General features: G+C 66.1%; 29 protein-coding genes and 1 pseudogene. 13 read left to right on the forward strand and 17 right to left on the reverse strand.

Annotation, left to right across the window (positions count from 1 at the left end; genetic code table 11):
* Positions 1-1,032 carry a DNA polymerase III subunit delta gene (gene holA / locus AE618_RS25200; protein WP_054211824.1) on the forward strand — a complete coding sequence of 344 codons (1,032 nt, stop codon included), beginning with the start codon at positions 1-3 and terminating at the stop codon, positions 1,030-1,032.
* A gap of 7 nt (positions 1,033-1,039) precedes the next feature.
* Here the strand turns inward: holA and AE618_RS25205 are convergent, their stop codons facing one another.
* The 8 genes from AE618_RS25205 to hemE form a co-directional block, all read right to left on the reverse strand.
* The gene (locus AE618_RS25205; RefSeq protein ID WP_054211825.1) at positions 1,040-1,918 is read right to left on the reverse strand and encodes a ParB/RepB/Spo0J family partition protein; all 879 of its coding nucleotides are present in this window, start codon (positions 1,916-1,918) and stop codon (positions 1,040-1,042) included.
* 34 nt (positions 1,919-1,952) lie between these two features.
* The gene (locus AE618_RS25210; protein ID WP_054211826.1) at positions 1,953-2,783 is read right to left on the reverse strand and encodes a ParA family protein; all 831 of its coding nucleotides are present in this window, start codon (positions 2,781-2,783) and stop codon (positions 1,953-1,955) included.
* Entirely contained in the window at positions 2,780-3,427 is a 648-nt protein-coding gene (rsmG, locus tag AE618_RS25215) for a 16S rRNA (guanine(527)-N(7))-methyltransferase RsmG (protein WP_054211827.1), read from the reverse strand. The genes AE618_RS25210 and rsmG overlap by 4 nt, the downstream gene beginning before the upstream one ends.
* Positions 3,428-3,430: 3 nt before the next feature.
* On the reverse strand, positions 3,431-5,323 hold the full coding sequence (gene mnmG / locus AE618_RS25220) for a tRNA uridine-5-carboxymethylaminomethyl(34) synthesis enzyme MnmG (protein WP_054211828.1): 1,893 nt from the start codon (positions 5,321-5,323) through the stop codon (positions 3,431-3,433).
* 85 nt (positions 5,324-5,408) lie between these two features.
* A complete protein-coding gene (gene mnmE / locus AE618_RS25225) occupies positions 5,409-6,722 on the reverse strand; it encodes a tRNA uridine-5-carboxymethylaminomethyl(34) synthesis GTPase MnmE (protein ID WP_054211829.1) in 1,314 nt (437 codons plus the stop codon).
* A 110-nt stretch (positions 6,723-6,832) separates the two neighbouring features.
* On the reverse strand, positions 6,833-8,098 hold the full coding sequence (gene rho, locus AE618_RS25230; protein ID WP_054211830.1) for a transcription termination factor Rho: 1,266 nt from the start codon (positions 8,096-8,098) through the stop codon (positions 6,833-6,835).
* A 218-nt stretch (positions 8,099-8,316) separates the two neighbouring features.
* The gene (gene hemJ, locus AE618_RS25235; protein ID WP_082365572.1) at positions 8,317-8,739 is read right to left on the reverse strand and encodes a protoporphyrinogen oxidase HemJ; all 423 of its coding nucleotides are present in this window, start codon (positions 8,737-8,739) and stop codon (positions 8,317-8,319) included.
* A gap of 31 nt (positions 8,740-8,770) precedes the next feature.
* Positions 8,771-9,811, reverse strand: a complete 1,041-nt coding sequence (hemE, locus tag AE618_RS25240; protein ID WP_082365573.1) for a uroporphyrinogen decarboxylase — start codon at positions 9,809-9,811, stop codon at positions 8,771-8,773.
* A 454-nt stretch (positions 9,812-10,265) separates the two neighbouring features.
* Between hemE and AE618_RS25245 the strand changes: the two genes are divergently transcribed.
* Genes AE618_RS25245 through dnaQ form a run of 5 tightly spaced genes read left to right on the forward strand, consistent with a single transcriptional unit; the run spans position 10,266 to position 13,970 of the window.
* Positions 10,266-11,096: a pyruvate, water dikinase regulatory protein gene (locus AE618_RS25245; RefSeq protein WP_054211832.1), complete on the forward strand. Its 831-nt coding sequence runs from the start codon at positions 10,266-10,268 to the stop codon at positions 11,094-11,096.
* Positions 11,093-11,734, forward strand: a complete 642-nt coding sequence (locus AE618_RS25250; RefSeq protein ID WP_054211833.1) for a Maf family protein — start codon at positions 11,093-11,095, stop codon at positions 11,732-11,734. The genes AE618_RS25245 and AE618_RS25250 overlap by 4 nt, the downstream gene beginning before the upstream one ends.
* 17 nt (positions 11,735-11,751) lie before the next feature.
* A complete protein-coding gene (locus AE618_RS25255; protein WP_054211834.1) occupies positions 11,752-12,585 on the forward strand; it encodes a shikimate dehydrogenase in 834 nt (277 codons plus the stop codon).
* Positions 12,586-12,631: 46 nt separating this feature from the next.
* A complete protein-coding gene (gene coaE, locus AE618_RS25260; protein ID WP_054211835.1) occupies positions 12,632-13,270 on the forward strand; it encodes a dephospho-CoA kinase in 639 nt (212 codons plus the stop codon).
* Entirely contained in the window at positions 13,263-13,970 is a 708-nt protein-coding gene (gene dnaQ, locus AE618_RS25265; protein ID WP_054211836.1) for a DNA polymerase III subunit epsilon, read from the forward strand. Before coaE ends, dnaQ begins: the two co-directional genes overlap by 8 nt.
* Positions 13,971-13,984: 14 nt before the next feature.
* Here the strand turns inward: dnaQ and AE618_RS25270 are convergent, their stop codons facing one another.
* Together AE618_RS25270 and secB are read right to left on the reverse strand one after the other, a co-directional pair.
* Positions 13,985-14,731: a TerC family protein gene (locus AE618_RS25270; protein WP_054211837.1), complete on the reverse strand. Its 747-nt coding sequence runs from the start codon at positions 14,729-14,731 to the stop codon at positions 13,985-13,987.
* Positions 14,732-14,911: 180 nt separating this feature from the next.
* On the reverse strand, positions 14,912-15,406 hold the full coding sequence (gene secB / locus AE618_RS25275; protein WP_054211838.1) for a protein-export chaperone SecB: 495 nt from the start codon (positions 15,404-15,406) through the stop codon (positions 14,912-14,914).
* Positions 15,407-15,652: 246 nt separating this feature from the next.
* On the opposite strand from secB, the gene AE618_RS25280 reads away from it, so the two are divergent.
* From AE618_RS25280 to AE618_RS25300, 5 genes are all read left to right on the forward strand, one after another.
* Positions 15,653-16,387, forward strand: a complete 735-nt coding sequence (locus tag AE618_RS25280) for a Tim44/TimA family putative adaptor protein (RefSeq protein ID WP_054211839.1) — start codon at positions 15,653-15,655, stop codon at positions 16,385-16,387.
* Positions 16,384-17,562: a murein transglycosylase A gene (mltA, locus tag AE618_RS25285; RefSeq protein ID WP_054211840.1), complete on the forward strand. Its 1,179-nt coding sequence runs from the start codon at positions 16,384-16,386 to the stop codon at positions 17,560-17,562. The genes AE618_RS25280 and mltA overlap by 4 nt, the downstream gene beginning before the upstream one ends.
* A 2-nt stretch (positions 17,563-17,564) precedes the next feature.
* Positions 17,565-18,125 carry a Smr/MutS family protein gene (locus tag AE618_RS25290; RefSeq protein WP_054211841.1) on the forward strand — a complete coding sequence of 187 codons (561 nt, stop codon included), beginning with the start codon at positions 17,565-17,567 and terminating at the stop codon, positions 18,123-18,125.
* A complete protein-coding gene (locus tag AE618_RS25295; protein ID WP_054211842.1) occupies positions 18,122-18,508 on the forward strand; it encodes a helix-turn-helix domain-containing protein in 387 nt (128 codons plus the stop codon). Before AE618_RS25290 ends, AE618_RS25295 begins: the two co-directional genes overlap by 4 nt.
* Before the next feature lie 100 nt (positions 18,509-18,608).
* Positions 18,609-19,607, forward strand: coding sequence for an adenosine kinase (locus AE618_RS25300; protein WP_054211843.1), 999 nt, complete (start codon positions 18,609-18,611; stop codon positions 19,605-19,607).
* Between the two features lie 183 nt (positions 19,608-19,790).
* On the opposite strand, the gene AE618_RS25305 is transcribed toward AE618_RS25300, so the two are convergent.
* The 3 genes from AE618_RS25305 to rpsO all read right to left on the reverse strand — a co-directional run bounded on the left by AE618_RS25305 (position 19,791) and on the right by rpsO (position 23,380).
* On the reverse strand, positions 19,791-20,426 hold the full coding sequence (locus AE618_RS25305; protein WP_054211844.1) for a pyridoxamine 5'-phosphate oxidase family protein: 636 nt from the start codon (positions 20,424-20,426) through the stop codon (positions 19,791-19,793).
* Positions 20,427-20,676: 250 nt separating this feature from the next.
* On the reverse strand, positions 20,677-22,845 hold the full coding sequence (gene pnp, locus AE618_RS25310; protein ID WP_054211845.1) for a polyribonucleotide nucleotidyltransferase: 2,169 nt from the start codon (positions 22,843-22,845) through the stop codon (positions 20,677-20,679).
* Between the two features lie 265 nt (positions 22,846-23,110).
* Positions 23,111-23,380 carry a 30S ribosomal protein S15 gene (gene rpsO, locus AE618_RS25315; protein ID WP_054143123.1) on the reverse strand — a complete coding sequence of 90 codons (270 nt, stop codon included), beginning with the start codon at positions 23,378-23,380 and terminating at the stop codon, positions 23,111-23,113.
* 224 nt (positions 23,381-23,604) lie between these two features.
* Between rpsO and AE618_RS25320 the strand changes: the two genes are divergently transcribed.
* A complete protein-coding gene (locus tag AE618_RS25320; protein WP_054211846.1) occupies positions 23,605-23,832 on the forward strand; it encodes a hypothetical protein in 228 nt (75 codons plus the stop codon).
* 31 nt (positions 23,833-23,863) lie between these two features.
* Here the strand turns inward: AE618_RS25320 and AE618_RS25325 are convergent, their stop codons facing one another.
* The gene (locus AE618_RS25325) at positions 23,864-24,235 is read right to left on the reverse strand and encodes a winged helix-turn-helix transcriptional regulator (RefSeq protein WP_054211859.1); all 372 of its coding nucleotides are present in this window, start codon (positions 24,233-24,235) and stop codon (positions 23,864-23,866) included.
* 127 nt (positions 24,236-24,362) lie between these two features.
* Between AE618_RS25325 and AE618_RS25330 the strand changes: the two genes are divergently transcribed.
* Positions 24,363-24,974 carry an NAD(P)-dependent oxidoreductase gene (locus AE618_RS25330; RefSeq protein WP_054211847.1) on the forward strand — a complete coding sequence of 204 codons (612 nt, stop codon included), beginning with the start codon at positions 24,363-24,365 and terminating at the stop codon, positions 24,972-24,974.
* Here the strand turns inward: AE618_RS25330 and AE618_RS25335 are convergent.
* From AE618_RS25335 to AE618_RS28640, 3 genes and pseudogenes are all read right to left on the reverse strand, one after another.
* Positions 24,958-25,332 carry an Atu4866 domain-containing protein gene (locus AE618_RS25335; RefSeq protein ID WP_082365574.1) on the reverse strand — a complete coding sequence of 125 codons (375 nt, stop codon included), beginning with the start codon at positions 25,330-25,332 and terminating at the stop codon, positions 24,958-24,960. The two genes, AE618_RS25330 and AE618_RS25335, sit on opposite strands and share 17 nt — an antisense overlap.
* A 102-nt stretch (positions 25,333-25,434) precedes the next feature.
* Positions 25,435-25,740: a hypothetical protein gene (locus AE618_RS25340; protein WP_054211849.1), complete on the reverse strand. Its 306-nt coding sequence runs from the start codon at positions 25,738-25,740 to the stop codon at positions 25,435-25,437.
* Between the two features lie 105 nt (positions 25,741-25,845).
* Positions 25,846-26,210: pseudogene (locus tag AE618_RS28640) on the reverse strand (hypothetical protein); the annotation flags it as partial.

The raw sequence follows: 26,210 nt of genomic DNA on the forward strand, positions 1-26,210 counted from the left end.
ATGGTCGCCATCAAGGCGCATGAGGCCGACCGGGCGCTCGCGAGGCTCGATTCCACCTACCGCCTCGTGTTGATCTACGGGCGCGATGCCGGCCTGGTCTCGGAGCGTGCCTCCGCGCTCGCCCGCGCCCATGTCGACGACCCCAGTGACGCCTTCCAGCTCGTCCGCATGAGCGGCGACGAGATCGCCTCGGATCCGCTCAAGCTCGTCGACGAGGCGAATACGATCGGGTTGTTCGGGGGTCGGCGGGCCATTCGCGTCTCGCCGACCTCCAAGCCGCTGCTGGCCGCCGTCGAGCCCTTACTGACGACACCCTCGAAGGACGCGATCGTCATCGTCGAAGCCGGCGATCTCCAGCGCAGCAATCCGTTGCGAACCGCCTGCGAGCGCGCGCGGACAGCGCTGGCGGTGCCATGTTACGGCGATGCCGCCCGCGATCTCGTTGGAATCATCGACGAGATGGTCCGTCTGGCCGGCAAGACGATCGACCGCGCCAGCCGGGACCATCTCGCTGGCCTGCTCGGCGGCGATCGCCAGACCTCGCGCCGTGAGATCGAAAAGCTGCTGCTCTATGTCGGGGCCGAGAAAACCGTCAGCGAGACGCATATCGATGCCGTTGTCGGCGACACGGCCCAGCGTGAACAGGCGATGCTCGTGGATGCGGTCTTCTCGGGCAAACTGCCCGCTCTCGATCTCGCCCAGGCGAAACTGGCTGGCGAGGGGCTCGACCCCGGCGTGATGCTCGGCACCGTGCTGCGTCACACGCTGACACTGTTGAAGGCCCGCCAGGGCATGGATGCAGGACGCAGCGCCCGCGATATGGTGGCCGCGATGCGCCTGCCCTATCCACGCATCGCGGCAACCGAGGTCGCTCTGTCGAACTGGACGACAGCCAAGCTGATGGACGCCGTCACCCTGCTTGGCAATGCCACCCTTGCCGCGCGTCGCGATGGCGAGATCGGCCGGGCCGGCGCGACCCGCGCGCTCTGGACGCTGGCGCGGCTGGGACGGCAGACCGCGCGCGGCGAATAGGCCCGCGTCAGTCCTTCAAACGCCGGCACAGGCCGTCGAGCTGTTCCAGGGTCTTGTAGCTGATCTTCATCTCACCGCCGCCATTGGCACGGTGTGTAATCGAAACTGACAGGCCAAGCGCCTCCTCGAGCACCTTTTCGAGCGCGCGTGTATCGGGATCCTTCTCGAGCTTCGGCTTGCTCGCGATGCTTTTGGTTTCGCCACGCGATTCGTCCTGCACGATCCGCTCGATGTCGCGGACGCTCATGCCCTCTTCGACGATGCGACGCGCCATCAGTTCCGGATCCGAAACGGAAAGCAGGGACCGGGCGTGGCCAGCCGAGACCGAGCCGTCGCTGACCATCTGGCGAACCGATTCCGGCAGCTTCGACAGGCGCAGCGTGTTGGCGACATGGCTTCGGCTCTTGCCGATCACGCGCGCGAGGTCGTTCTGCGTGTAATTGAACTCCGCGATCAGCCGCTCATAGCCGGCGGCTTCCTCGATCGCATTGAGATCCGTCCGCTGGACGTTCTCAACAATCGCGATTTCGAGCGCCTCGCGATCATCGGCCTCGACCAGGATCACCGGCACATCATGCAGCCCGGCGCGCTGCGCCGCACGCCAACGCCGCTCGCCTGCGATGATCTCATAGGCATCGAGCATGCCGGCGATCGACCGCACGATGATCGGCTGGAGGATGCCGCGCTCGCGCACCGACGCTGTCAGCTCCTCGAGATCCTCCTCGACGAAATTACGCCGCGGATTGCGGGCGCTCGGGCGCAGGAATTCCACTGGCACCCGGCGCTGGCCGCGGGCCCGCTCCAATGCTCCGATCTCATCGCCGACATCGCCGATCAGCGCTGCCAGACCCCGGCCGAGGCGTGAGCGCCCCTGTTCTTCGGCCATAGCCATCCTCGTCAACCTCTACGCAAAAAGGAATTCAGGCTGCGGCGCGCAGGGTGCGCTCGCGCCGGATCACCTCGGACGCCAGCCTCAGATAAGCTTGCGAGCCCGAGCAGCGCAGATCGTAAAGCAGCGCCGGCTTGCCATAGGAAGGCGCCTCGGAAACCCGCACATTGCGCGGGATCACCGTGTCATAGACCTTGTCGCCGAGGAATTCGCGCACATCGGCCATCACCTGGCCCGACAGATTGTTGCGCGGATCGTACATCGTCAGCACGACGCCCTGGATGATGAGGCGCGGATTCAAGCCCGCACGCACCTGCTCGACCGTCTTGAGCAACTGGCTGAGACCTTCGAGCGCGAAGAACTCACACTGCAGCGGCACGAGGACAGCATCGGACGCCGTCATCGCATTGATCGTGATCAGGCTCAACGAGGGCGGGCAGTCGATCAGCACATAGGTCAGGTCGGAGCAGCGCTGGTCATAGACCAGTTCGTCGATGGCGTTCTTAAGCCGATGGGCCCGATCCTTGGACGACGCGATCTCCAGCTCGACCCCGAGGAGGTCCAGCGTCGACGGCGCCAGGAACAGCCCCGGAACGGCCGTCTCCTGCATCGCCTGGCCAAGACCGACATCCCCGCACAACACGTCATAGGTCGAGGATTTGCGGCTCCGGCGATCGACCCCGAGGCCTGTCGAGGCATTGCCCTGCGGGTCAAGGTCGATGATCAGCACCTTCTCACCGATCGCCGCCAGCGCCGTTCCCAGATTGATCGCCGTCGTCGTCTTGCCGACGCCACCCTTTTGATTCGCGAGCGCCAACACGCGCGGGCGGCGCGGCTGGGCAATAGGTGTGAGATCGGTCATTGATCGGCCTGTTTCTCGGCCGCACGAACCATCAGGATCCGAGCGGCGCCATCCGTGACGGAGGAAACCGTTGATGCCTGAATCTTCCAATATCTGGACGAGTCCGTCAATTCCGCATCTAGATGTTGTCCCTTGGGAAAGAGTCCAAGGGTCCCTGTTCTCAACAGCTCTTTGCACCAGTCGAGAAGCTGGGGCAGCGGAGCGAGCGCGCGGGCGGTGACGACATCGACGCACCCCGTGAAATCGCCGATCACATCATCAATGCGCGCGGCGTGAACGGTGACCGGCGCCCCTGTCAGGCGCGCCGCATGCCGCAGAAAGGCGCATTTGCGGCTGTTGCTCTCGACAAGATGGATATGGCCGCCTGATCTCTCCGCCAGGCATATGCCGATGACCAGGCCCGGAAATCCGCCGCCAGAGCCGAGATCAAGCCATTTCGCAGCGTCCGGTGCCAGGTCGAACAGCTGCAGTGAATCCGCGATATGGCGGGTCCAGACATCCGCCAGGGTCGCCGAGGAGACCAGATTTTTCGCCACCTGCCACCGCTCCAGCTCCGCAACGAGCACCGCCAGGCGCTCCTCTGTTTCACGTGAAACAGGCGTCAAGCGCAAAGCGCGCGCGCGGTCGGAATTATCAACAGCCACGAATCAGGCCGCCGGCTCAGCGGCACGCGTCGTACGGCCGCGGCGCGCATGGGCGGCCAGCAGCGTCAGGGCCGCCGGCGTCATACCCTCGATCCGGCCCGCCTGCGCCAGATCGGCAGGACGCTCGTTGGCCAGCTTGGCTTTGAGTTCGTTGGACAATCCGGAAATGCCGTCGAGATCGAGATCCTGCGGCACTTTCAACGCCTGATCGCGCCGATAACTCTGGATTTCAGCCGCTTGGCGGTCGAGATAGACGGCATAGACGGCATCCGCCGTGACGCGGGCAGCGATGCCCGGTGGATAGGCCGAAAGCTCGGGCCAAATCGCGACCAACTGCTCGAAACCGACATCCGGATAGGACAGGATCTGGTAGGCACTGCGCCGCACGCCATCGCGATTGACCTGAAGCCCGACCGCATCCGCCTGCTGCGGTGTCAGCGAGAGAGACTGAAGCCGCGTCCGCAGGCTCTCGATTGCTGCGCTGCGGGCTGCATGGGCGGCCTGGCGCTCCGATCCCACAATTCCAAGCGTCGATCCCAGCTCGGTCAGCCGTTCATCGGCATTGTCCACCCGCAGGGACAGCCGGAACTCGGCCCGCGACGTGAACATTCGATACGGCTCCGTAACGCCGCGCGTGACGAGATCATCGACGAGCACACCGATATAGGACGAGGTCCGCTCGAACACGACAGGCTCGGCGCCGGCTGCCCGTCGCGCGGCATTCAGGCCCGCAAACAGCCCCTGCGCGCCAGCCTCCTCATAACCGGTCGTGCCGTTGATCTGCCCGGCCAGGAACAGCCCTGCCACGGCGCGTGTCTCCAGCGTGTTCTGCAGCGAGCGCGGATCGACGAAATCATACTCGATCGCATAACCCGGCCGCAGCATCACCGCCCGCTCCAGGCCGGGAATGGTGGCGAGGACCCCGAGTTGCACGTCCTCCGGCAAGGAGGTCGAGATGCCGTTCGGGTAGACCGTTGGGTCGTCCAGCCCCTCGGGCTCGAGGAAGATCTGGTGGCCGTCGCGATCGCCGAAACGCCCGACCTTATCCTCGATCGACGGGCAGTAGCGCGGGCCGCGCCCTTCGATCTGGCCGGAGAACATCGGCGCGCGATGCAGATTGGCCCGGATCAGATCATGCGTCGCCAGTGTCGTGCGCGTAATCCCGCATGAGATCTGCGGCGTCGTGATCCTGTCCGTCAGCATGGAGAACGGCTCGGGCGGATCATCCCCGGCCTGCATCTCCAGCGCAGCCCAGTCGATCGTGCGGCCATCGAGACGCGGCGGCGTTCCGGTCTTGAGCCGTCCCAGCGGAAAGCCGTGACGCTCCAACGTGACGGAGAGACCGAGCGAAGGCTCTTCATCGACCCGGCCCGCCGGGATCTTGGCCTCGCCGATATGGATCAAGCCGCGCAGAAAGGTGCCTGTCGTCAGCACGACCGTTCCGGTGCCGAATCGACGGCCGTCGGCCATCAGCACGGCAACAACACGACCGTCGCGGATGTCGAGGTCGAAAACCTCGCCTGCGATGAGCGACAGATTGGCCTGCTCGGCGAGCAGATCCTGCACCGCCTGGCGGTAGAGCTTGCGATCGGCCTGGGCACGGGGACCGCGTACGGCTGGACCCTTGCGCCGGTTGAGCATCCGAAACTGGATGCCGGCACGGTCGGCCGCCCGTGCCATCAACCCGTCGAGCGCATCGATCTCGCGGACGAGATGGCCCTTGCCCAATCCGCCGATCGCCGGGTTGCACGACATTACGCCGATCGTATCGATACGATGCGTCACGAGCGCCGTGCGCGCACCATGACGCGCCGCCGCTGCGGCAGCCTCGACGCCGGCATGGCCGCCGCCGACGACAATGACGTCGTAACGCGCTTCGACAGGATCATGAGACATAGGCAGTTCGCTATCGAAGCGGCCGCCACGGGTCAATGATTATCGGATTCGTGGGGCTTTCCGGGAGCTTGCGACGGAGCCCTACTCATTTACCGATGCAGAAGCCGGAAAAGAGCTGGTCCAGCACATCCTCGACATCGATACGCCCCAGCAGACGCTCGAGCGCCAGCACGGCGACGCGGATGTCCTCCGCCAGGAGTTCGGCCTGGCCATGCCGGCTCTCTACGGCGCGCTCCAGCGCGGTGATGGCCTGCGTTACCGCAAGGCGATGTCGCTCCCGGGTCAGCAGGGCCGGCTCCGCCTGAGTCATTGCCGAGAGCCGCGCGACGATCGCCGTCAGCAGCGCGTCGAGGCCATCGCCCGAAATCACCGAAATCGGCAATTCGCCCGGTAGCTGCGGCCCAGGGAGGTCTGCTTTGGTTACGATCGCGAGCGAATGACCATCATGATGGATTCGATCCGGCTCCGAATCGATGGCGCGTAGGCTCAGGACAAGGTCGGCTCTCGCGACCAGCGTCCGCGCCCGGCGCACGCCTTCCGCCTCGATCGCATCGGCGCTGTCCCGCAGCCCAGCCGTATCGACCAGCAGGACAGGCATCCCTGCGAGATCGAGCTGAACTTCGATCGCGTCTCGGGTGGTCCCGGCAATCGGAGAGACGATCGCGACATCGCGGCGGGCGAGCGCGTTCATCAGGCTGGACTTGCCGGCATTGGGTGGCCCGGCCAGCACGACGACGAACCCCTCGCGCACGCGTTCGCCCATCGCGAAGCTGCCGAGCGCCGCACGCAGCTCAAGCAGCACCGCAGCGACGCCCGCCACGGCCTGCTCGACCAGCGGACCCGCGACATCGCCCTCGTCGGAAAAATCGATCTCGGCCGCGAGCAGTGCCATCGATTCGACCAGACCGGACCGCCACCGCGTGACGGACGCGCCCAGCGCGCCTTCCATCTGGCGCAGAGCCTGGTGACGCTGCCATTCCGTATCCGAATCGATCAGGTCGGCAAGGCCCTCGACGGCCGCAAGGTCAAGCTTGCCCGCTTCGAACGCACGACGCGTGAACTCGCCGGGTTCAGCCAGCCTCAGGCCGGGTAGGGCGCAGAGAACCGCGAGGAGCCGCGCCAGCACGGCGCGCGAGCCATGGACATGGAATTCGGCGACATCCTCGCCGGTGAAGCTGGCTGGGGAGGGGAAATACAGGACAAGCGCGCTATCGATGACATCGCCCGCCTCGTCGCGAAGCCTGCGCAGCACGGCCTGGCGCGGTTCCGGCACAAGACCCGCAATCGTTTCGAGAACGAATCTGACGTGCGGTCCTGAGATGCGGACGACGGCCACGCCAGCCCGGCCAGCGCCCGACGACAACGCCACGATCGTCGAATGGGTGTCAGGCTCGCTCATGCCCTCGAAACCCGCATGTCACGGACCCGAATCGATCGCCTGACCACCGCTCCAGGCGCAGGCTTGGCGTGCTGGGACGCAGAGCGCGTCTTGAAGACTGCGCCGACCGATCAGGTGTTCATCGAGTCGAAGAAGTCGGCGTTCTGCTTGGTCTGGCGGAGCTTGTCCATCAGGAACTCGATCGCGTCCTGCGGACCCATCGGGTTGAGGATGCGGCGTAGGACATAGGTCTTGGCCAGCACATCCTTCGGCGTGATGAGCTCTTCCTTGCGGGTGCCCGATTTGAGGATGTCGATCGCCGGGAAGATGCGCTTGTCCGAGACCTTCCGGTCCAGGATGATCTCGGAGTTACCCGTGCCCTTGAACTCCTCGAAGATGACCTCGTCCATGCGTGAGCCGGTGTCGATCAGCGCGGTCGCCACGATCGTCAGCGAGCCGCCTTCCTCGATGTTGCGCGCGGCACCGAAGAAGCGCTTCGGACGCTGCAGCGCATTGGCGTCGACACCGCCGGTCAGGACCTTGCCCGAGGACGGCACCACGGTGTTGTAGGCGCGACCGAGGCGGGTGATCGAATCCAGCAGGATCACGACGTCGCGGCCATGCTCGACCAGGCGCTTGGCCTTCTCGATCACCATCTCGGCGACCTGGACGTGGCGGGTGGCCGGCTCGTCGAAGGTCGAGGACACGACCTCGCCCTTCACGGAGCGCTGCATGTCGGTGACCTCCTCGGGCCGCTCGTCGATCAAAAGCACGATGAGATAGCATTCGGGGTGGTTGGTGGTGATCGACTGCGCGATGTTCTGCAGCAGCACGGTCTTGCCGGTGCGCGGCGGCGCCACGATCAAAGCGCGCTGGCCCTTGCCGATCGGCGCGACGATGTCGATGACGCGGGCCGAGAAATCCTTCTTGGTCGGCTCGGCGACTTCGAGGCGCAGGCGCTCGTCGGGATAAAGCGGCGTCAGATTGTCGAAATTGATCTTGTGCTTGATCTTCTCGGGATCTTCGAAATTGATCGTGCTGACCTTGAGCAGCGCGAAATAGCGTTCGCCATCCTTGGGTCCGCGAATCGGCCCCTCGACGGTGTCGCCCGTGCGAAGCCCAAACTTCCGGATCTGCGTCGGCGAGACGTAGATATCGTCGGGGCCCGGCAGATAATTGGAATCGGGAGAACGCAGGAAGCCGAACCCGTCGGGCAGGACCTCGACCACGCCTTCGCCGAGGATTTCGGTGTCCTTCGCCGCGAGCTGCTTCAGGATCGCGAACATCAGCTCCTGCTTGCGCATCGTGCTGGCGTTCTCGACCTCGAGCCCCTCGGAGAAGGCGAGCAGCTCGGTCGGCGATTTGACCTTGAGGTCTTGGAGTTTGATTTCCCGCATGGGGCACCCGGATCGTGAATGTCCCGACGCAAATGGTCGGGACCAGGACGGCAATGGAAGGGTCGACAGGCCCAGACGGACGGCGCGGAGGTTGCGCGCCACGAGCGGCTGCTAGGGCAGTCGGCTCACGAACCATCGACAACAGGGAGAACGCTGGAGAAGCGTACGCCCCTGATAGCTGGAAATCTTGTCCTGCTCAAGCGGGAAACCGCAAATCGTCAGAACGGCTTCACGATGACCAGAATGACGATCCCGACCATCAGCACGGCCGGCACCTCGTTGATGATCCGGTAGAAGCGCGCGGACTTGACGTTGCGGTCCTCTGCGAAGGCCCGGACCCGCCCTGCGAGATAGCCATGGATGCCCGACAGGATGAAGACCAGCAGGATCTTGCCATGCAGCCAGCCGCCCTTGAAGCCGAAAGCGGACCAGGCGAGGTACAGGCCCAGCACCCAGGTCACGATCATCGCGGGGTTGATGATCCCCTTCAGCAGCCGGCGCTCCATGATCTTGAAGGTCTCGGACTGAATCGAGCCGACCGGCGCCTCGACATGATAAACCATCAGCCGTGGCAGATAGAGCATGCCGGCCATCCAGGAGATCACCGCCATCACATGGACGGCCTTGATCCATTCATACATTGGACTTGAGCTCCATCATCACCGCCCTCCGTCAGGCCCGAACCGCGGCAAGCAGGCGCTCGACATGGGCGATCGGCGTGTCCGGCAGGATACCGTGGCCCAGATTGAACACGAAGGGACCGTCGCCGAATGCCGCACGCACGGCCTCGACCTCGCGCTCGAGCTCGGGTCCCCCAGAGCGCAGCACCAACGGGTCGAGATTTCCCTGCACCGGCACCAGCGACTGAATCTCGTCGCGAGCAAACGCCCGGTCGATATCCGATTCGAGACCGACCGCATCGACCCCGGTCGCCGCGACATAGCGCGGGATCAGCCGGCCCGCACCTCGCGGGAAGCCGATGATGCGGGATTTGGGATGCCGGGCACGAACGCCATCGACGATTCGGCGGGTCGGGGTGACGCACCATCGCTCGAAATCATCCGCCCCGAGCGATCCCGCCCAACTGTCGAAGATCTGGACGGCATCGACGCCTGCCTCGATCTGCGCGCAGAGATAATCGATCGAAGCCTCGACGATCCGGTCGATGATCTGCTGGAACAGCGCGGGGTCACTGCCGAACAGCGCCTTGGCCGGACCTTGATCCGGGGTGCCGCGCCCGGCGACCATATAGGTCGCCACAGTCCAGGGCGCCCCGCAGAAGCCGATGAAGGCCGTTTCCTGCGGCAAGGACGTCTTGACCCTGCGGACGGTCTCGATGACCGGCGCCAGGAGATCCGGGTCAGCCCGTTCGTTGATCTCGCCAAGCCTCGTCGCATCAGCGACCGGCTCGAGTCTCGGACCCTCGCCCTCGACGAACCAGAGCTTCTGTCCCAGCGCCTGTGGCACAACGAGGATGTCCGAGAACAGGATCGCCGCATCGAAGCCGAACCGACGGATCGGCTGCAAGGTCACCTCGGCAGCCATCTCGGGATTGTAGCACAGCGACAGGAAGCTGCCAGCCTTGGCGCGAAGTTCACGGTATTCCGGCAGATAGCGTCCAGCCTGCCGCATCATCCAGATCGGAGGCGTCGACAGCGTCTGACCGGACAGCGCTTTCAGGAAGGCCGGTTCGTGCTTGGTCGCAGTGCTCATCGGCCATCCCATTCCTATCTCTCTTAAATATGATTCTTGAGAGAGAATCTTCTTCTTTGACTCTTGGAGGGGGGCAAATAGCCCGGCGCAGGACTGTCCACAACCTGTCCACAGACGATCCGCGCCGATCGGTACACCGGCATGGGCGGTCAGGGTCCGTTAACGGTTTATTAACCCATCTGAATCCGCGCTGGCCGCGTCACCCCAAAATGATTCACGTGAAACATGCCTCCCTGTCCCCACAGGGTCCGGCCTGTTGATGGAAAGCGGGAGTTATACAGAGGCGCCCAGCAGGCGCCTGCGGCTGTCCACTTGTCCACATTGGTCCCCAGGCCCGTCCCATCGATGGCGGTCAGGCCCCAGCCCGAATCGGACGTTTTCGGGGATGGTCCAATTTGCTTTGCCGCCCCGGCGGGCTAGAGGTGGCTGACGCCGCCTCGACCCGGGAGCCACCGTGGCCCGCAACTATTTTCATCTCCACCTCGTCTCCGACGCGACGGGCGAGACCCTGATCGCGGTCAGCCGCGCCGCTGCCGCGCAATACGAAACCGTCTCGGCGATCGAGCATGTCTATCCTCTGGTGCGCTCGGAGGCGCAGCTCGCGCGCGTGCTGGCGGAGATCGAGGCTTCTCCCGGCGTCGTGCTCTACACGCTGGTCGAGCCGGAATGGTCGGCGCGGCTGGAGAAATTCTGTGGCGAGCTCGGCTGCCCTTGCCTGTCCGTGCTGCAGCCCGTGCTCTCGCTGTTCCAGTCTTATCTCGGCCAGGCCTCGGCGCCGAAGCCCGGCGCGCAGCATGTCCTGAACGCCGAATATTTCCGCCGCATCGACGCGATGAACTACACGCTCCTGCATGATGACGGGCAGCTCGGCGGTGATCTCGAAAGCGCCGACATCATCCTGGTCGGCATCAGCCGGACCTCGAAGACACCGACCTCGATCTATCTCGCCAATCGCGGCATCAAGACCGCCAACATCCCGCTGGTACCGAATGTGCCGCTTCCGGCCGAGCTCGAGCACATCAGGAAGCCGCTGATCGTCGGCCTGGTCGCAAGCCCCGACCGCATCGTCCAGATCCGCCAGAACCGGCTGCTCTCGCTCAAGGCCGATGACGAGACGCCCTATGTCGATCCGGCTTCCGTTGCCGACGAGGTCGCTCAGTCACGCAGGCTCTGCGCCCGCAAGGGCTGGCCGGTGATCGACGTTACCCGCCGCTCGATCGAGGAGACGGCGGCTTCGATCCTCGATCTTCTGCGCGACCACCGCATGAAGTTCATCGCCACATGACAGCCCAAGTCCCGAGAGGAAAAGCTGCCCTCTGGCTGTGCGATCAACCGCTGCTGCTCGCCTCCGGCAGCGCGACGCGGCGCGACATGCTGCTGGCGGCGGGCATGCCCGTCGAGATCGTCAAGCCCGAGATCGACGAGCGTACAGTCGAGGCGCCGCTGATCGCAGCGGATGCGGCACCCGAGGCCGTGGCTGCCGCGCTGGCCTGCGCCAAGGCACTGGCCATCTCGCAAGCCAGGCCCGGCCGCCTCGTGCTGGGTGCCGACCAGACGCTGACCTGCGAAGGTGAGGCCTTCCACAAGCCAGCGACGCGCATGGCTGCGGCCGATCAGATAGCAGCGCTCTCCGGCCGGACGCATGAGCTGCACAGCGCCTTCGTGATCGCGCGTGACGGCGCAACCGTCGCCGAGGGCGTGGCGGTCGCGCGGCTGACGATGCGCGCGCTCTCGCCTGGCTTCATCATCAGCTATCTCGATGCGGCCGGAGACGCTGCCTTGTCGAGCGTCGGTGGCTATCAGGTCGAGGGCTTGGGCGCCCAGCTCTTCGAGCGGATCGAAGGCGACCATTTCACCATTCTCGGCTTGCCGCTTCTCGCCGTTCTCGCGGCGCTGCGCGACCTCGGCCAACTCGCCCGCTAATTTCGGACACGACCTCCATGCCTCCCCGCTGCTTCATCATCGGCCACCCCGTCGCCCATTCACGCTCGCCGCTGATCCATCGGACGTGGCTGGCAGAGCATGGCCTCGAAGGGTCGTATGAGCGGGTCGACGTTGCGCCCGTCGATCTGCCGGGCTTCGTAGAGCGCCTGCGTGCCGGCGCATTCGCGGGCGGCAACGTCACCGTGCCGCACAAGGAAGCGATGCTGCCGCTGCTCGACGAGGTCAGCGAGGCCGCGCAAGCCGTCGGCGCAGTCAACACGATCTGGCGCGAGGGCAACCGCATTCACGGGGATAACACCGACGTCTCCGGCTTCCTCGCCCATCTCGACGCCTCCGTTTCCGGCTGGGACAAGCGCGTCGTCACGGCGCTCGTGCTGGGCGCCGGTGGCGCGGCCCGCGGCGTCGCCTTTGCGCTCAAGGCTCGTGGTGTGGGCCGCATCCTCCTCGTCAATCGCAGCCGCACCCGCGCCGACGACCTCGCGGCAGCGCTGGGGAGGCCAGTCGAAGCGGCCGATTGGCAGGAGCGTGCCGGCCTCGTCGCCTCCGCCGATCTGATCGTGAACACCACGGCTCTCGGCATGCACGGCCAGCCGCCGCTCGATCTCGACCTCGCCGGCCTGCGTCCTGGCACGGTCGTCGACGACATCGTCTATGTGCCGCTGAAGACGCCGCTGCTGCTGGCCGCAGAAGCCCGTGGCGGCATCGCGGTCGATGGCCTCGGCATGCTGCTGCACCAGGCGGTGCCGGGCTTCGCACGCTGGTTCGGCGTGACGCCGTCGGTGACGCCCGCACTGCGCGCCAAGCTCGAAGCGGATATTCTCGGGGACTGATTCGACGGGACGAACCCATGGCCGGGCCGAGAGGCGCTTTCACGCGATGACCTTCATCCTCGGCCTCACCGGCTCGATCGGCATGGGCAAATCGACGACCTCCGGCCTGTTCCGCGAACACGGCATTCCGGTCCACGATGCCGACGCATCGGTTCATGCGCTCTATCGCGGACGCGCCGTCGCGCCGATCGGCGCGGCCTTTCCCGGGGTGATCCGCGACGGCGCCGTCGATCGGCAGGCTCTGTCCGCCGCCGTGCTCGGCCGGCCCGACGCGCTGCGTCGGCTCGAAGCCGTCATCCATCCGCTGGTGCGCGAGACCGAGCTTGCCTTCCTGCACCGCTGCCGCGAGACCGGCGCAGGCCTCGCCGTGCTCGACGTGCCGCTTCTCCTGGAAACGCGAGGTGAGAGCCGCTGCGACGCCGTGCTCGTCGTCAGCGCACCGGCCGACGTCCAGCGCCAGCGCGTGCTTGCCCGTCCCGAGATGACCGAAGACAAGTTCGCCGCGATCATGGCCCGCCAGATGCCGGATGAACAGAAGCGCGCCTGCGCGCATTTCATTGTGGACACGGCGCGGGGCGTTCTGGCCGCGCGCCGGCAGGTCGGCTCTATCCTGAGCGCGCTCGCGGGCCGGCCCGGTCGCGGCGGGCAGAGCGTAAACCGGAACGAGGCAGAGACCCATGCGTGAGATCGTCCTCGATACCGAGACGACGGGCGTCGAGGCCAATGGCGGCGACCGCATCGTCGAGATCGGCTGCGTCGAACTGCTCAATCACTGCCCGAGCGGTCGCAGCTTCCACTGCTACATCAACCCCGAGCGGCCGATGTCGGAGGGAGCCTTCAAGGTCCACGGCCTGTCCGACGCTTTTCTCGCGCCGCAGCCGGTCTTTGCCGCGATCGCCGACGACTTCATCGGCTTCATCGAGGGCGCGCGTCTGGTGATCCACAACGCCGCCTTCGACGTCGGCTTCCTCAACATGGAACTGAAGCGCGTCGGGCAGGGGCCGATCGAGCCCTCCCTCGTGGTCGACACGCTGTCCATGGCGCGCCGCAAACACCCGGGCGCCTCCAACAGCCTGGACGCGCTCTGTTCGCGCTACGGCATCGACAACAGCCGCCGCACCAAGCACGGGGCGCTGCTCGACGCCGAGATCCTGGCGGAGGTCTATATCGAGCTGATCGGCGGCAAGCAGGCGTCGCTCATCCTCGGCGCGGCGGAGTCCGGCCGTGGCGGTCTGGCCGGCATCGCGATCGAGCGCCCGCAGCGGCTGCGGCCTCTGGCGCCGCGCCTCGATGACGCGACGATCGCCGCGCATGAGGTCTTCGTCCGCTCGCTCGGCAAGACCCAGCTCTGGCGCGGCTATCTCGGCATCGCCGAGGAGGGCTGAGCTGAGACGGAGCCTCAGCCGCCGTCCTTCCGGCGCGATGAGCGCCGCGACAGCATGTTGAGGCCTTCCACCAGCGCCGAGAACGCCATCGCGGCATAGATGTAGCCTTTAGGCACATGCGCGCCGAAGCCCTCGCCGATCAGCGTGCCGCCGATCATCAGGAGGAAGCCCAGCGCCAGCATCACGATGGTCGGGTTGTGCTCGATGAACAGCGCCAGCGGGTCGGCCGCGAGCAGCATCACAAGAACCGCGAAGACGACCGCGATGACCATGACCGGGATGTGGTCGGTCATGCCGACGGCGGTGATGATTGAGTCGATCGAGAAGACCAGGTCGAGCAGCAGGATCTGGGCGATCGCGCCGCCGAACGTTACCGCGACGACCTTGCCGCCGTTGGCGACCTGCTCATGCTCTTTGGTATCGACCTTGTGATGGATCTCGGCCGTCGCCTTCCAGACCAGGAAGAGGCCGCCGGCGATCAGGATCAGGTCGCGCCAGGAGAACGCCTTGCCGAACACCGAAAAGATCGGCGCTGTCAGCTGGACGATGATCGCGACCGTGCCGAGCAAGGCGAGCCGCAGGATCAGCGCCAGGCCGATGCCGATCCTGCGGCCGCGCGAGCGCTGATGCTCAGGCAGCTTGTTGGTCAGGATCGAGATGAAAATCAGGTTGTCGATGCCGAGCACGACCTCCATGGCGATCAGGGCACCGAGAGCAGCCCAGACTGCGGGGTCGGCGGCGAGCGTCATCAGGTAGTCCATCGGTCCTCCGGCATCATGAAAACGGCGGGCGGCCTTGTGGCCGTCCGCCTTTCGATGGAGTTCGAGATGGAGAGGCCCTGCACCCGCCGCAAGGGAAACACGCCGCGAACGTTTGGCGTACACCGCAAGAAAAAGGGCCCCGGAGGGCCCTTTTGAATCGATCGGATCGTCACAGCCGGCTCAGGCGAGCGGCGCGCCCTGCTGGGTCTGGAATTCCTGCATGCGCTGCTGGAACAGAGCCGCGAAATCGATCGGCGGGACATAGAAGGGCGGGAAGCCGCCGTTCTGTACGGCCTCGGCGATGATCTGCCGGGCGAAGGGGAACAGCAGACGGGCGCAGTCGATGACCAGAACCGGATGGATATGCTCCTCCGGCACGTTCAGCAGGCGAAACACGCCGCCATAGCTCAGGTCGAAGGCAAACAGCGTCTCGTTCTCGAGTTCGGCCTTGCCCTCCAGGCGCAGCACGGTCTCGTAGTCATTGTCGCCGAGCGCGCTGCTCGAGACGTTCACCTGCAGCGACATCTGCGGCCCCTGCTGTGCCTGCTGCTGGCCAAGGGCACGGGGCGCCTTCGGATTCTCGAAGGAGAAGTCCTTGGTGTACTGGATCAGGGCGCTCATGCTCGGCGCCATCGCGTCGCCGTTGCCGGCACCGTTGGGGAGTTCGTTGGCCATCGGTCCCATCGCTTCTGGCAGGCTGTCTCGGGAAGTCCGGCATCGCGTAGCGGTGCCCTGGACTGCGCTCCGCTCTCACGGCTGGACGCGGGCGTCGGCTATCACGGACCAAAGCGCGGCACAAGAAGCCGCCTTCACAAGCAGGGGGGTGGATGTTACGAGCCTAGCTCACCATATGACGCATAGCGGCGCTCCTCAGGGGCCGCTGGTCTTTCAACTGCGACTGGAGCCTCGGGTCAGCTTTCGATGCAAAATTCCTTCGACATGACGACTCTGGTCTTCCTGGCTCTGGCCGTTTTCGTCGCCTGGAAGCTGCGCTCCGTGCTCGGCCAGAAGACTGGCCACGAGCAGCCGCCGACCGATCCGTTCGCGCGCCGGGAGACGCCGCCGCTGCGGCCCGACCAGGCGCCGCCTGCCGACGCCAAGCGCGACAACGTCATTCGCCTGCCCGGTGCCGCAGCCAACGACCCTGCCGCGGCCCCCATGCCGTCAGCCGATCGCTGGAGCGATATCGCCCCGCCGGAGTCTCCGATCATCGCCGGCATCGACGCCGTTGTCCGGCAGGAGCCGTCCTTCAATCCGCGCGAGTTCCTCGGCGGCGCCAAGGCGGCCTATGAGACGATCGTCACGGCCTTCGCGCGCGGCGATCGCAAGATGCTGAAGGGCCTCCTCGCCAAGGAGGTCTATGAGGGTTTCGAACAGGCGATCACCGATCGCGAGAAGCGCAGCGAGAAGGCCGAGTCCAACTTCGTCTCGATCGACAAGGCCGAGATCACGGCGGTCGATGTGAAGGGCAAGATGGCGCAGGTCACCATCGCCTTCGTCTCGCAGCTCATCAGCGTGACCCGCGATGCGGCCGGCGCGGTGGTCGATGGCAGCGCCGAATCCGTCTCGACCGTCAACGACATCTGGACCTTCTCGCGCCAGCTCGGCAGCCGCGATCCGAACTGGCTGCTGGTCGCCACCGAATCCGCCGCGTGATCCGTGGCGCCGGTTTCGCACTGGCGCTGCTCGCAGCCTGCTGGACGCCGGTGACCGGCATGGCCACCTCTCCCCCACCCTTGCCGTCAGGCGCCAGCGCAGAGCTACTGGCGCCCGCGCAGATCGCCGGCTGGTCGGCCGACGACCATGCCGCCGCCCTTGCGATCTTCGCACGCGGTTGCCAGGCGGATCCGCCGCTCAGAGCCTCAGTCCAGCTGCCCGCTGCGCTGGCTTCCGTCTGTGAAAAAGCGCGTCTGCTCACCGAGGCCGGCACCGTTTCCGGCGAAGCGGCGCGAGTTTTCTTCGAGCACAACTTCTCGTTCTGGCGAATCGGACCGCCCGGCGCGGCGACCGGGTTCATGACTGGCTATTTCGAGCCGGAGTTCGAGGGCTCGCTGACGCGATCCGAGGCCTATCCGACGCCGCTCTACGGCCGCCCGCCCGAACTCGTGACGCGGATGCCGGAGGACGTGTGGCCAGGCCTCGACACGGCCTTGTCGGCGGCACGCCGGACCGCCACGGGGTTGGAGCCCTTCCCGGATCGCATGGCGATCGAGACCGGCGCGCTCGATGGCCGCGGTCTCGAAATTCTCTGGATGCGCGATCCCGTGGATCGCTTCGTCCTGCAGGTGCAGGGCTCCGGCCGCATCCGCCTGCCCGATGGCTCGGTGACACGGCTGGTCTATTCCGGCCGCAACGGCCACGCCTACACCTCGCTCGGCCGCGTCCTGAGCGAACGGGAGAACATCGCCCCCGCCGACATGACCATGGACCGGCTGATCGCGCGGCTGAAGGCCGATGCCGGCTTCGCCCGCGACCTGATCCGGCTGAACCGCTCCTTCGTCTTCTTCGCCCGTCGCGACGACCTGCCGCCGGACTCTGGTCCGATCGGCGGGGCGGGCCTGCCGCTGACGCCGCTGCGCAGCATCGCCATCGACCGAACAATCTGGCCCTACGGGTTGCCGGTCTGGATCGACGCGACGCTGCCTGACGGAACGGGGGGTAGCGAACGCCTAGCGCGTCTGACGGTCGCGCAGGATACGGGCTCTGCGATCCTGGGCCCCGCGCGGCTCGATCTCTTCGTCGGCTCGGGCGCTGGCCCCGGCCATCGTGCCGGTCTGATCCGCCACCCGGTCGATTTCACCGTGCTCTGGCCGCGCGACCTCGGGCGATAGCGATGCGCTCGCGGCGGGGACGGACACTGTCGGAGGCCGATCTCGCGCTCTGGCGCCAGGTGGCGCGCTCGGTGAAGCCGTTGCCGGGCCGTGCGCCGATCGAGCCCGAGCCGGTCGCGGTCGCGGCTGCACCCGTTGCAGAGCCGAAGCTGGCCGGCCCGTCCGGCTTCGCACCATCCAAGCCGGCGGTTGCGACCCCGCCGCCGCTGGCACCGCTCGAAAACCGCCTGCGCACGCAGTTGCGGCGCGGGCAGCAGGGCGTCGATGCGGTCATCGACCTCCACGGCATGCGCCAGGACGAGGCGCATCTGGCCCTGCGCGCTTTCCTATACCGCGAGCAAGGGCGGGGCACGCGGCTCGCGCTCGTGGTCACTGGCAAAGGCGCGGCTGGCACCTCGCTCTTCGGCGACGAGCGTGGCGTGCTGCGCCGCGTCGTGCCGCATTGGCTGCGCCTGCCCGATCTGCGCCCGCTCGTCGTCGGCTTCGAGGAGGCGCAAGCTCGCCACGGCGGCTCCGGCGCGCTTTATGTCAGGCTGCGCCGGGCCCGTGAGGCCGGGCCGTGACCCCCTTCGGACAGCGCGTGCGCGAGCACAGGGAGCAGCGCGGCATCACCCTTGCCGAGATGGCCGGCGTGCTCGGCGTGACGCCGGCCTATCTCTCGGCGCTGGAACACGGCAAGCGCGGGCGCCCGACCTTCACCCTGATCCAGGGCGTCATCCATGTGCTCGGCGTGATCTGGGACGAGGCCGACGAACTCGTGCGCCTGGCCGATCTCTCGCATCCCCGCGTCACGGTCGACACCGCCGGGCTCGAACCGGAAGCGACTCTGCTGGCGAACCGTCTCGCCCGCGATATCGGCGACTTGGACGCCGGGGAGTTGAATCGTCTGGCGGTGGTGCTGGACGAGGCTGCGGCACGGCGGGCACGCGCCGAGGGGGCCGCCTGAGCCCTGTTCGCTTGACCCCCGACGGCTTGGATGCGACACGCCCCGCCATCACCTTGAATTCCTCTCCGTCATCCTCCATCCGCACAGCATTGGGCTCTCCATGACCAGCACGCGCACCGACGTCCTTGCCCTCGGCAACGCCATCGTCGACGTCATCGCCTCCGCCGAGGAGGATTTTCTGGCCACGCACGGCCTGACCAAGGGTGCGATGGCGCTGATCGACGAGGCCCGCGCCGAAGCGCTCTATGCTGCGATGGGCCCTGGCAAGGTGATCTCGGGCGGTTCGGCCGCCAACACCATCGCCGGCCTTGCCTCCTTCGGCGGCAAGGGCGCCTTCATCGGCAAGGTCAAGGCGGACGAACTGGGCAAGCTCTATCGGCATGACCTGACCTCGCTCGGCGTGGCCTTCGACACAGGCTTCGCAGCGGACGGGCCGGCGACGGCGCGGTCCTTCATCATCGTCACGCCAGACGGCGAGCGCACGATGAACACCTATCTCGGCGCCTGCCAGGGCCTCACCGTGGCCGATGTCGACGCCAAGGCGGTCGAGAACGCCGACATCGTCTATCTCGAGGGTTACCTCTGGGATCCGCCGGCGGCCAAGGACGCTTTCCGCAAGGCCTCCGAGATCGCCCACAAGGCCGGCGGCAAGGTCGCGATCACGCTGTCTGATTCCTTCTGCGTCGATCGCTACCGCGACGAGTTCGTCGGGCTGATCCGCAACCGCATGGTCGACATCGTCTTCGCCAACGAGCACGAGCTGAAGAGCCTGTATCAGGCGGCCGCCTTCGAGGACGCGCTGTCGGCCCTGCGTCAGGAAGGCATCCTGGCCGTGGTCACACGCTCCGAGAAGGGCGCGCTGGCCGTGACCCCCGACGGCGTCATTGAGGAGCCGGTGTTCCCGATCGAGCGCCTCGTCGACGCCACCGGCGCCGGCGACCTCTTCGCTGCCGGCTTCCTCTTCGGCCTGACCTCGGGCCGAGAGGTGCGTGATTCGCTGCGCCTCGGCGCGCTCGCCGCCGCCGAGATCATCAGCCATGTCGGCGCAAGGCCAGACGTGAACCTCAAGGTGCTGGCGGGCAACGAAGGGCTGCTTTGAAGGGTACCATCCCTGTCATTCCGGGGCGGCCCTGCGGGCCGAACCCGGAACCCACGACCGGGTGAGACGACAGGTTCACGAAGCGTGAGGGTGGTTGCGATGGAAGCATTCACCCAGTCGTGGGTTCCGGGTCCTTCGCTGTGCGAAGCCCCGGAATGACAAGGTGGCGGCTGCGTCGCCCCTTCAATACAGCGTCGCCTTGACGCGCTCCGGCAACGCCTTGTCATAGGCCTCGCCATCGAACGTCTCGACGGCCGCATCCCGCGCCGTGATGTCGCGCAGGATCGTGCCCGCGCTCGGCACCGCGCCCTTGGCGACATGCGTCTGCGGGTTCCACAGACCGGCCCGGACGACCGCGCGCGAGCACTGGAAGTAGACGCTCTCCACCGTGACCACGGTGACGCAGGCCGGGAGCTTTCCGGCCATCTCGAAGCGCGCGCACAACTCAGGGTCGTCGGACAGCACCGCGACTCCGTTGACGCGCAGGGTCTCGCCGTACCCGGGCACCAGGAAGAGCATTCCGATTCTCGGATCGAACAGGATATTTTTCAACGAATCCAGACGGTTATTGCCTCTTCGGTCGGGAATCAGGAGCGTTTTCGCGTCCGCGACCGTGACAAACCCTGGCTGATCCCCGCGCGGCGAACAATCCAGGCCTCCGGGACCATTGGTCGCGAGCACGAAAAACGGCGAGGCGGCGATCAGCGCTGCATAGTTCGCATCGACATGGTCGATCTCCTTGGCGATCGAAGCCGGTACGATCGGGTTGGGGTAGAGCGCGGTGAGGGCGTCGAGCGAGGTGATGCGATGCTGTGTCATGACCGGTATCCTAGAACCGGCATATGTCTAGACTATTACAATCGCCGTCGCCAGCCGTCATTCTCGGGCGACGCGTCAGCGGGGGCCGGAGAATCTCGGGATCTCGAAGCGCCGGAAATCAAATCCGGCAAGAGATGCTCGGGTCAAGCCCGAGCATGACGTGGGAGTCAAAACGAAAAACGCCCCGCATCTGACGATGCGGGGCGCTTCATTGTTTCACGTGAAGCTCACCGCCTCACATGCGGGCCGATCACTCGGCCTGCTGCTTCTCGCGGGACTTCTCGCTGTCGCGCTGGGCCTTGAGCTTCTCGGTCAGGTCCTCGCCGGTCTCCTGGTCGACGACCTTCATCGAGAGGCGGATCTTGCCGCGGTCGTCCTGGCCAAGGAACTTGACCTTGACCTTGTCGCCTTCCTTGACGACGTCCGAGACCTTCTGGACGCGCTGGGCGGCCAGTTCGGAGATGTGGACGAGACCGTCCTTGGCGCCGAAGAAGTTCACGAAGGCGCCGAACTCCATGATCTTCACGATCGTGCCGTCATAGATCATGCCCGGCTCGGCTTCCGAGACGATCGACTTGATCCACTTGATCGCGGCTTCGATCGACTTGCCGTCGGCCGAGGCGATCTTGATGGTGCCGTCATCCTCGATGTTGACCTTCGCGCCGGTCTTCTCGACGATTTCGCGGATGACCTTGCCGCCGGAGCCGATGACTTCGCGGATCTTGTCGACCGGGATCTTCATCGTCTCGATGCGCGGGGCATATTCGCCGAGCTGGCCGCGCGAGGTCGAGAGCGCCTTGTTCATCTCGTCGAGGATGTGGTCGCGACCGCCCTTGGCCTGGTCGAGGGCGACCTTCATGATCTCCTCGGTGATGCCGGCGATCTTGATGTCCATCTGCAGCGAGGTGATGCCCTCGGCCGTTCCGGCGACCTTGAAGTCCATGTCGCCGAGATGGTCCTCGTCACCCAGGATGTCGGAGAGCACCGCGAAGCGCTCGCCTTCCAGGATCAGGCCCATCGCGATACCGGCAACCGGTGCCTTCAGCGGCACGCCGGCATCCATCAGCGCCAGCGAGGTGCCGCAGACGGTGGCCATCGAGGAGGAGCCGTTCGACTCGGTGATCTCCGAGACGACGCGGATCGTGTAGGGGAATTCCGACTTCGCCGGCAGCATCGGCCGGATCGCGCGCCAGGCGAGCTTGCCATGGCCGATCTCGCGGCGGCCGGGCGAACCCATGCGGCCGGCTTCACCCACCGAATAGGGAGGGAAGTTGTAGTGCAGCAGGAAGGTCTCCTTGTAGGTGCCTTCCAGCGAGTCGATGTACTGCTCGTCGTCGCCGGTGCCCAGCGTGGTCACGACCAGCGCCTGCGTCTCGCCGCGGGTGAACAGCGCCGAACCATGGGTGCGCGGCAGGATGCCGGCCTCGGCGACGATCTTGCGGACCGTCTTGAGGTCGCGGCCGTCGATGCGGACCTTGTCGTCCAGGATCATCCAGCGCACGACCTTGGCCTGGGCTTCCTTGAACTGGCCGCCGACCTGCTCCTTGGTGAAGGTGGTCTTGCCGTCCGGCGTCTCCGAGATCAGCGAGGCGACCTTGGCCTTGGCAGCGTCGAGTGCCTTGTAGCGCTCGGCCTTGGTGCGGATCTGGTAGGCGGCGCGGATGTCCTTGTCGACCAGCTTGAGCACGGCGTCGAGAACGACGGAGTTGTCGGCCGGGGTATAGTCGCGCGGCTCCTTGGCGGCCTTCTCGGCCAGGCGGATGATCGCGTCGATCACCGGCTGGAAGTGCTTGTGGCCGAACATCACGGCACCGAGCATGATCTCCTCGGAGAGCTGCTTGGCCTCCGACTCGACCATCAGCACGGCGTCGGGCGTGCCGGCGACGACGAGATCGAGCTGCGATTCCTTGATCTCGTCGACCAGCGGGTTGAGCTTGTAGGCGCCGTCGAAATAACCGACGCGTGCGGCGCCGATCGGGCCCATGAAGGGCACGCCCGACAGGGTGAGCGCCGCCGAGGTGGCGACCATCGCGACGATGTCGGGGTCGTTCTCGAGGTCATGCTGCAGCACGGTGCAGACGACCTGCGTCTCGTTGCGGTAGCCCTCGACGAAGAGCGGGCGGATCGGCCGGTCGATCAGGCGGGAGACCAGCGTCTCCTTCTCGGTCGGGCGGCCTTCGCGCTTGAAATAACCGCCGGGAATGCGGCCGGCGGCGAAGGTCTTTTCCTGGTAGTTCACGGTCAGCGGGAAGAAATCGATCCCGGCCTTGGGCGACTTGGCGGAGACGACGGTCGCAAGCACGACGGTCTCGCCATAGGTGGCGAGCACGGCGGCGTCGGCCTGGCGGGCGATCTTGCCGGTTTCGAGCACGAGCTTGCGCCCGCCCCACATCAGTTCTTCGGTCTGGACATCGAACATGGATTTTCTTTCGGATCGGATGCGATCCGCAAGTGCCTCAAGCCCATGGGCAAGACGGCGAAACGCTCAGGATTCGGACGAAGACGATCCGCGCCCGGGCGCTTTGCGATCCTGCCATGGGCGAGAGGCGCCCGGCGGGTCATGCGGCAGGCCGCCCCATGCGGCTGCCGCGTTGTAGCGGGGTCGATGCCGCACCATTGCGGCAAACCCCTATACGAAAGCGCCCGGAGCGGAACCGCACCGGGCGTTGAACGTCAGGCGTCGATCAGCGGCGGATGCCGAGCTTCTCGATCAGTGTCTTGTAGCGCGGCTCGCTCTTGCTCTTCAGGTAGTCGAGCAGCGAACGACGCTGCGAGACCATCTTGAGCAGGCCGCGACGCGAATGGTTGTCCTTGACATGCGACTTGAAGTGGCCGGTCAGGTTGTTGATGCGCTCGGTGAGGATCGCGACCTGGACTTCCGGCGAGCCGGTGTCGTTCGGCTTGGTGGCATGCTCTTTCATGAGCGCGGTCTTGCGCTCGGCAGTGATCGACATCGTGTGATCCTTCGGTTGGGTGTTGATCTGGCGGGCCTGAGCCGGGATGTCGTCCAGCAGGGTCCGAAGCCCGCGATCGCCTCATCGGGGAGGGGTCGCGCAGCCGGTTTTAAGGCCGGTTGGCGGCGGTATACACGAAATGGCGGGAAAGGCCAGCACTCCCCGGCGGAACCTGTCACGACGCCGTCCGTTGGACCGGTATCAAGAACCGCGGGTGTAGCGTCATGCGTCTATCGGAGAAGGATCGCCTCATCGTTGCGCTGGCCGCGCAGTTGCGGGCGGAGCGGGAGACGCGCGAGGCGCTGTCGAGCGTCATCGGCAACGGCCAGCTCGATCGCGAGGTGCTGCTCGCCATTCTCGGCGATCCGATTCCCGCGCTGTCGCAGGAGGATCTGGTTCGGGCCGATGCGGTGGCATCCGTTCTGCGGGCCGTTCCGGCAAGGGCAGCCTGACGCGCCTTTGCAGAGGCCTGCAAATCGGCCGTCAGTTCATCTCATGCCCGCCGCGGTCGTAGCGCCGCTGCGCCTCCTGCACCGCCTCGATATGGCTTTCGGCCCAGAGCGTCAGCGCCTCCACCGTCTTCGCCAGCGTCCGCCCGAGCTCAGTCAGCGAATATTCGACGGTCACCGGCACGGTGGCGAAGACCTCTCGCCGCACCAGCCCGTCGCGTTCGAGGCTCTTCAGCGTCTGCGACAGCATCTTCTGAGAGATGTTCTCGATGCGGCGGCGCAGCGCGTTGAAGCGCAGCGTCTCCCGGTCGAGCATGATCAGGATCAGCACGGCCCATTTGTCGCCGATGCGGTCAAGAACCTGCCGGGTCGGGCATTGCGCGTTGAACGGGTCTGGGCGTTGCAGCACGGTGGTTTCCCGGGAGTGACCATGTCTCGCCAAAGTGCCTTCTTTACGGGCGGCACGGGGCGGGCCATGTGGGTTCCAATGGATCGTTGGTATCCGTTGGTTACCAGAACAAAGGACCCCTGTCATGAGCATTGCATTGATCGGAGCCACCGGCTTCATCGGCTCGCGCATTCTGAACGAGTTGGTTTCGCGCGGCCACGCGGTCACGGCCATCATGCGCAATCCCGAGAAGGTGCCGGCCCTGGCCGGCGTCACCGCCGTCAAGGGCGACATCCTCGACAGGGACGGCCTCGCCAAACTTCTCGCCGGCCATGAGGCGGCAATCAGCTCGGTTCACTACCTCGCCAGCGACGCCGACGCGCTGCTCGGCGCCGTCAAGCAGTCGGGCGTCAAACGCTATCTCGTCGTCGGCGGTGCCGGCAGCCTCGAGGTCGCGCCGGGCGTGAAGCTGGTCGACACGCCGGAATTCCCGGCTGTTTATCTCGACGAGGCCCGGAAGGGCGGCGCCTATCTCGAGCTGCTCAAGCAGGACAAGACGCTCGACTGGACCTTCCTGTCACCCTCGGCGATCATCGCGCCGGGCGAGCGCACGGCGAAATTCCGCCTCGGCCTCGACCAGCTTCTCGTCGATGGAAACGGCGACAGCAAGATCTCGGCCGAGGATTATGCGATCGCGCTGGTGGACGAGCTCGAAAAGCCGGCCCACAGCCGCCGCCGCTTCACGGTTGGCTACTGAGCTCAGGCGCGAGCCGCGACCGGTGGAACTGCTTTTCGCCGATCCTGAGTACGCCGCGGCGCATCTCGCCCTTGGCGACCTGCCCGCTGTCGCTTTCGAAATAGAGCTGCGAGCGATCGACCTCGTAGCGGCCATGATACCAGTCAGGGGCGGCCTGCTTGGCTTTGTTGTAGCGGCCGTCGGGCCGCAGCTCGATGACGATCGCGCCGTCCTCGGTCGCCCAGCGGCCGAGCGCGGCGCGGGCAAAGGCGTCGGCCTCGTCCACCATGGCGATTTCCAGCGAACGGGTCGGCCGGGCGGAGGCAACGAAGCCGGCGGCGAAATGGCTCAGCGACTGAAGCATGTTTGTCAAAGGCATGGTCGGGTCTCCAGGGTCGTCCCGGATGGTGGGGCCTGCCCATGATCCGGTCTTGCAAACGTCAAAGGTTCAACCTGCAGTCGCGCCGCGCGAGCGACAGGTTCAATGCGGGCAGGCCGCGGGCCGCAGGGATGATCGCGCTGACCTCGCCACCGCCGGCTGCCGGATCGAGAAGGCGACAGCGCGGGCGATGGCCTGCGGCTCGATCGCGAGCGGGCTGAACGCGGCCATGGCTAAACGCGGTATAGCGGCCTTGGCGCCGGGGTCTGTGATGGTTGAGGCGAACTCGGAGCGTGTGACGCCGGGCGAGATCACCACGATATCTATGTCGTCATGGTCCTGGCGCAAGCCCTCGGAGATCGTGAGAACCGCGAATTTCACCGCGTTGGATGGGGCGGCGCGGCCCATGGTTGCTCAGCCGGCGTATCGGCTGCTCCACCCTCGACATGATCGGGGCCTGAATCGCTGCGCGATCCAGGCCCCGTACAGGCTATGCGAGGATGTCGGGATCGTTCAGAACTCTTCCCAACCAGCATCGTTGGCGCGGCCATTTGCGACCTTTCGGGCCGCGGGGCGCGGCGCCGAAGCCGAGGGCTGGGTCTTCGGCGTCGAAAGCTGGGGCGCCTGCGCCCTGGCCTGCACGAAGGCGGTCTCGGCGAGCTGGCGCAGACGCGCAGGCTCTGAAGCGGTCGGCGCCGGCGGGCGATAGGCAGCGGGGGCCCCCGCGCCCTCCTGTCCTGTCCTGAAGGCCGCGACGAGGTCGTTGAGCTGCCCGATGCGGGAGGAGAGCGAGGCGGCCGAGGCCGCGCTCTGTTCGGAGAGCGCGGCGTTTTGCTGGGTCATCTCGTCGAGATGAGCGACCGCCTGGCTCATCTCGT

It is taken from the genome of Allobosea vaviloviae (assembly GCF_001298265.1).
Classification (GTDB): domain Bacteria; phylum Pseudomonadota; class Alphaproteobacteria; order Rhizobiales; family Beijerinckiaceae; genus Allobosea; species Allobosea vaviloviae_B.

Excerpts from the sequence above, each read along its gene's own strand:
- AE618_RS25320 (WP_054211846.1), top strand. The coding sequence starts at position 23,605 with ATGCGTCTATCGGAGAAGGATCGCCTCATCGTTGCGCTGGCCGCGCAG.
- AE618_RS25205 (WP_054211825.1), bottom strand. The coding sequence starts at position 1,918 with ATGGCCGAAGAACAGGGGCGCTCACGCCTCGGCCGGGGTCTGGCAGCG.
- dnaQ (WP_054211836.1), top strand. The coding sequence starts at position 13,263 with ATGCGTGAGATCGTCCTCGATACCGAGACGACGGGCGTCGAGGCCAAT.
- AE618_RS25210 (WP_054211826.1), bottom strand. The coding sequence starts at position 2,783 with ATGACCGATCTCACACCTATTGCCCAGCCGCGCCGCCCGCGCGTGTTG.
- secB (WP_054211838.1), bottom strand. The coding sequence starts at position 15,406 with ATGGCCAACGAACTCCCCAACGGTGCCGGCAACGGCGACGCGATGGCG.
- AE618_RS25250 (WP_054211833.1), top strand. The coding sequence starts at position 11,093 with ATGACAGCCCAAGTCCCGAGAGGAAAAGCTGCCCTCTGGCTGTGCGAT.
- AE618_RS25280 (WP_054211839.1), top strand. The coding sequence starts at position 15,653 with ATGCAAAATTCCTTCGACATGACGACTCTGGTCTTCCTGGCTCTGGCC.
- AE618_RS25270 (WP_054211837.1), bottom strand. The coding sequence starts at position 14,731 with ATGGACTACCTGATGACGCTCGCCGCCGACCCCGCAGTCTGGGCTGCT.
- mnmE (WP_054211829.1), bottom strand. The coding sequence starts at position 6,722 with ATGAGCGAGCCTGACACCCATTCGACGATCGTGGCGTTGTCGTCGGGC.
- mnmG (WP_054211828.1), bottom strand. The coding sequence starts at position 5,323 with ATGTCTCATGATCCTGTCGAAGCGCGTTACGACGTCATTGTCGTCGGC.
- AE618_RS25300 (WP_054211843.1), top strand. The coding sequence starts at position 18,609 with ATGACCAGCACGCGCACCGACGTCCTTGCCCTCGGCAACGCCATCGTC.
- AE618_RS25340 (WP_054211849.1), bottom strand. The coding sequence starts at position 25,740 with ATGGGCCGCGCCGCCCCATCCAACGCGGTGAAATTCGCGGTTCTCACG.
- holA (WP_054211824.1), top strand. The coding sequence starts at position 1 with ATGGTCGCCATCAAGGCGCATGAGGCCGACCGGGCGCTCGCGAGGCTC.
- rho (WP_054211830.1), bottom strand. The coding sequence starts at position 8,098 with ATGCGGGAAATCAAACTCCAAGACCTCAAGGTCAAATCGCCGACCGAG.
- AE618_RS25255 (WP_054211834.1), top strand. The coding sequence starts at position 11,752 with ATGCCTCCCCGCTGCTTCATCATCGGCCACCCCGTCGCCCATTCACGC.
- AE618_RS25305 (WP_054211844.1), bottom strand. The coding sequence starts at position 20,426 with ATGACACAGCATCGCATCACCTCGCTCGACGCCCTCACCGCGCTCTAC.
- AE618_RS25330 (WP_054211847.1), top strand. The coding sequence starts at position 24,363 with ATGAGCATTGCATTGATCGGAGCCACCGGCTTCATCGGCTCGCGCATT.
- AE618_RS25290 (WP_054211841.1), top strand. The coding sequence starts at position 17,565 with ATGCGCTCGCGGCGGGGACGGACACTGTCGGAGGCCGATCTCGCGCTC.
- pnp (WP_054211845.1), bottom strand. The coding sequence starts at position 22,845 with ATGTTCGATGTCCAGACCGAAGAACTGATGTGGGGCGGGCGCAAGCTC.
- AE618_RS25335 (WP_082365574.1), bottom strand. The coding sequence starts at position 25,332 with ATGCCTTTGACAAACATGCTTCAGTCGCTGAGCCATTTCGCCGCCGGC.
- hemE (WP_082365573.1), bottom strand. The coding sequence starts at position 9,811 with ATGAGCACTGCGACCAAGCACGAACCGGCCTTCCTGAAAGCGCTGTCC.
- rpsO (WP_054143123.1), bottom strand. The coding sequence starts at position 23,380 with ATGTCGATCACTGCCGAGCGCAAGACCGCGCTCATGAAAGAGCATGCC.
- coaE (WP_054211835.1), top strand. The coding sequence starts at position 12,632 with ATGACCTTCATCCTCGGCCTCACCGGCTCGATCGGCATGGGCAAATCG.
- hemJ (WP_082365572.1), bottom strand. The coding sequence starts at position 8,739 with ATGTATGAATGGATCAAGGCCGTCCATGTGATGGCGGTGATCTCCTGG.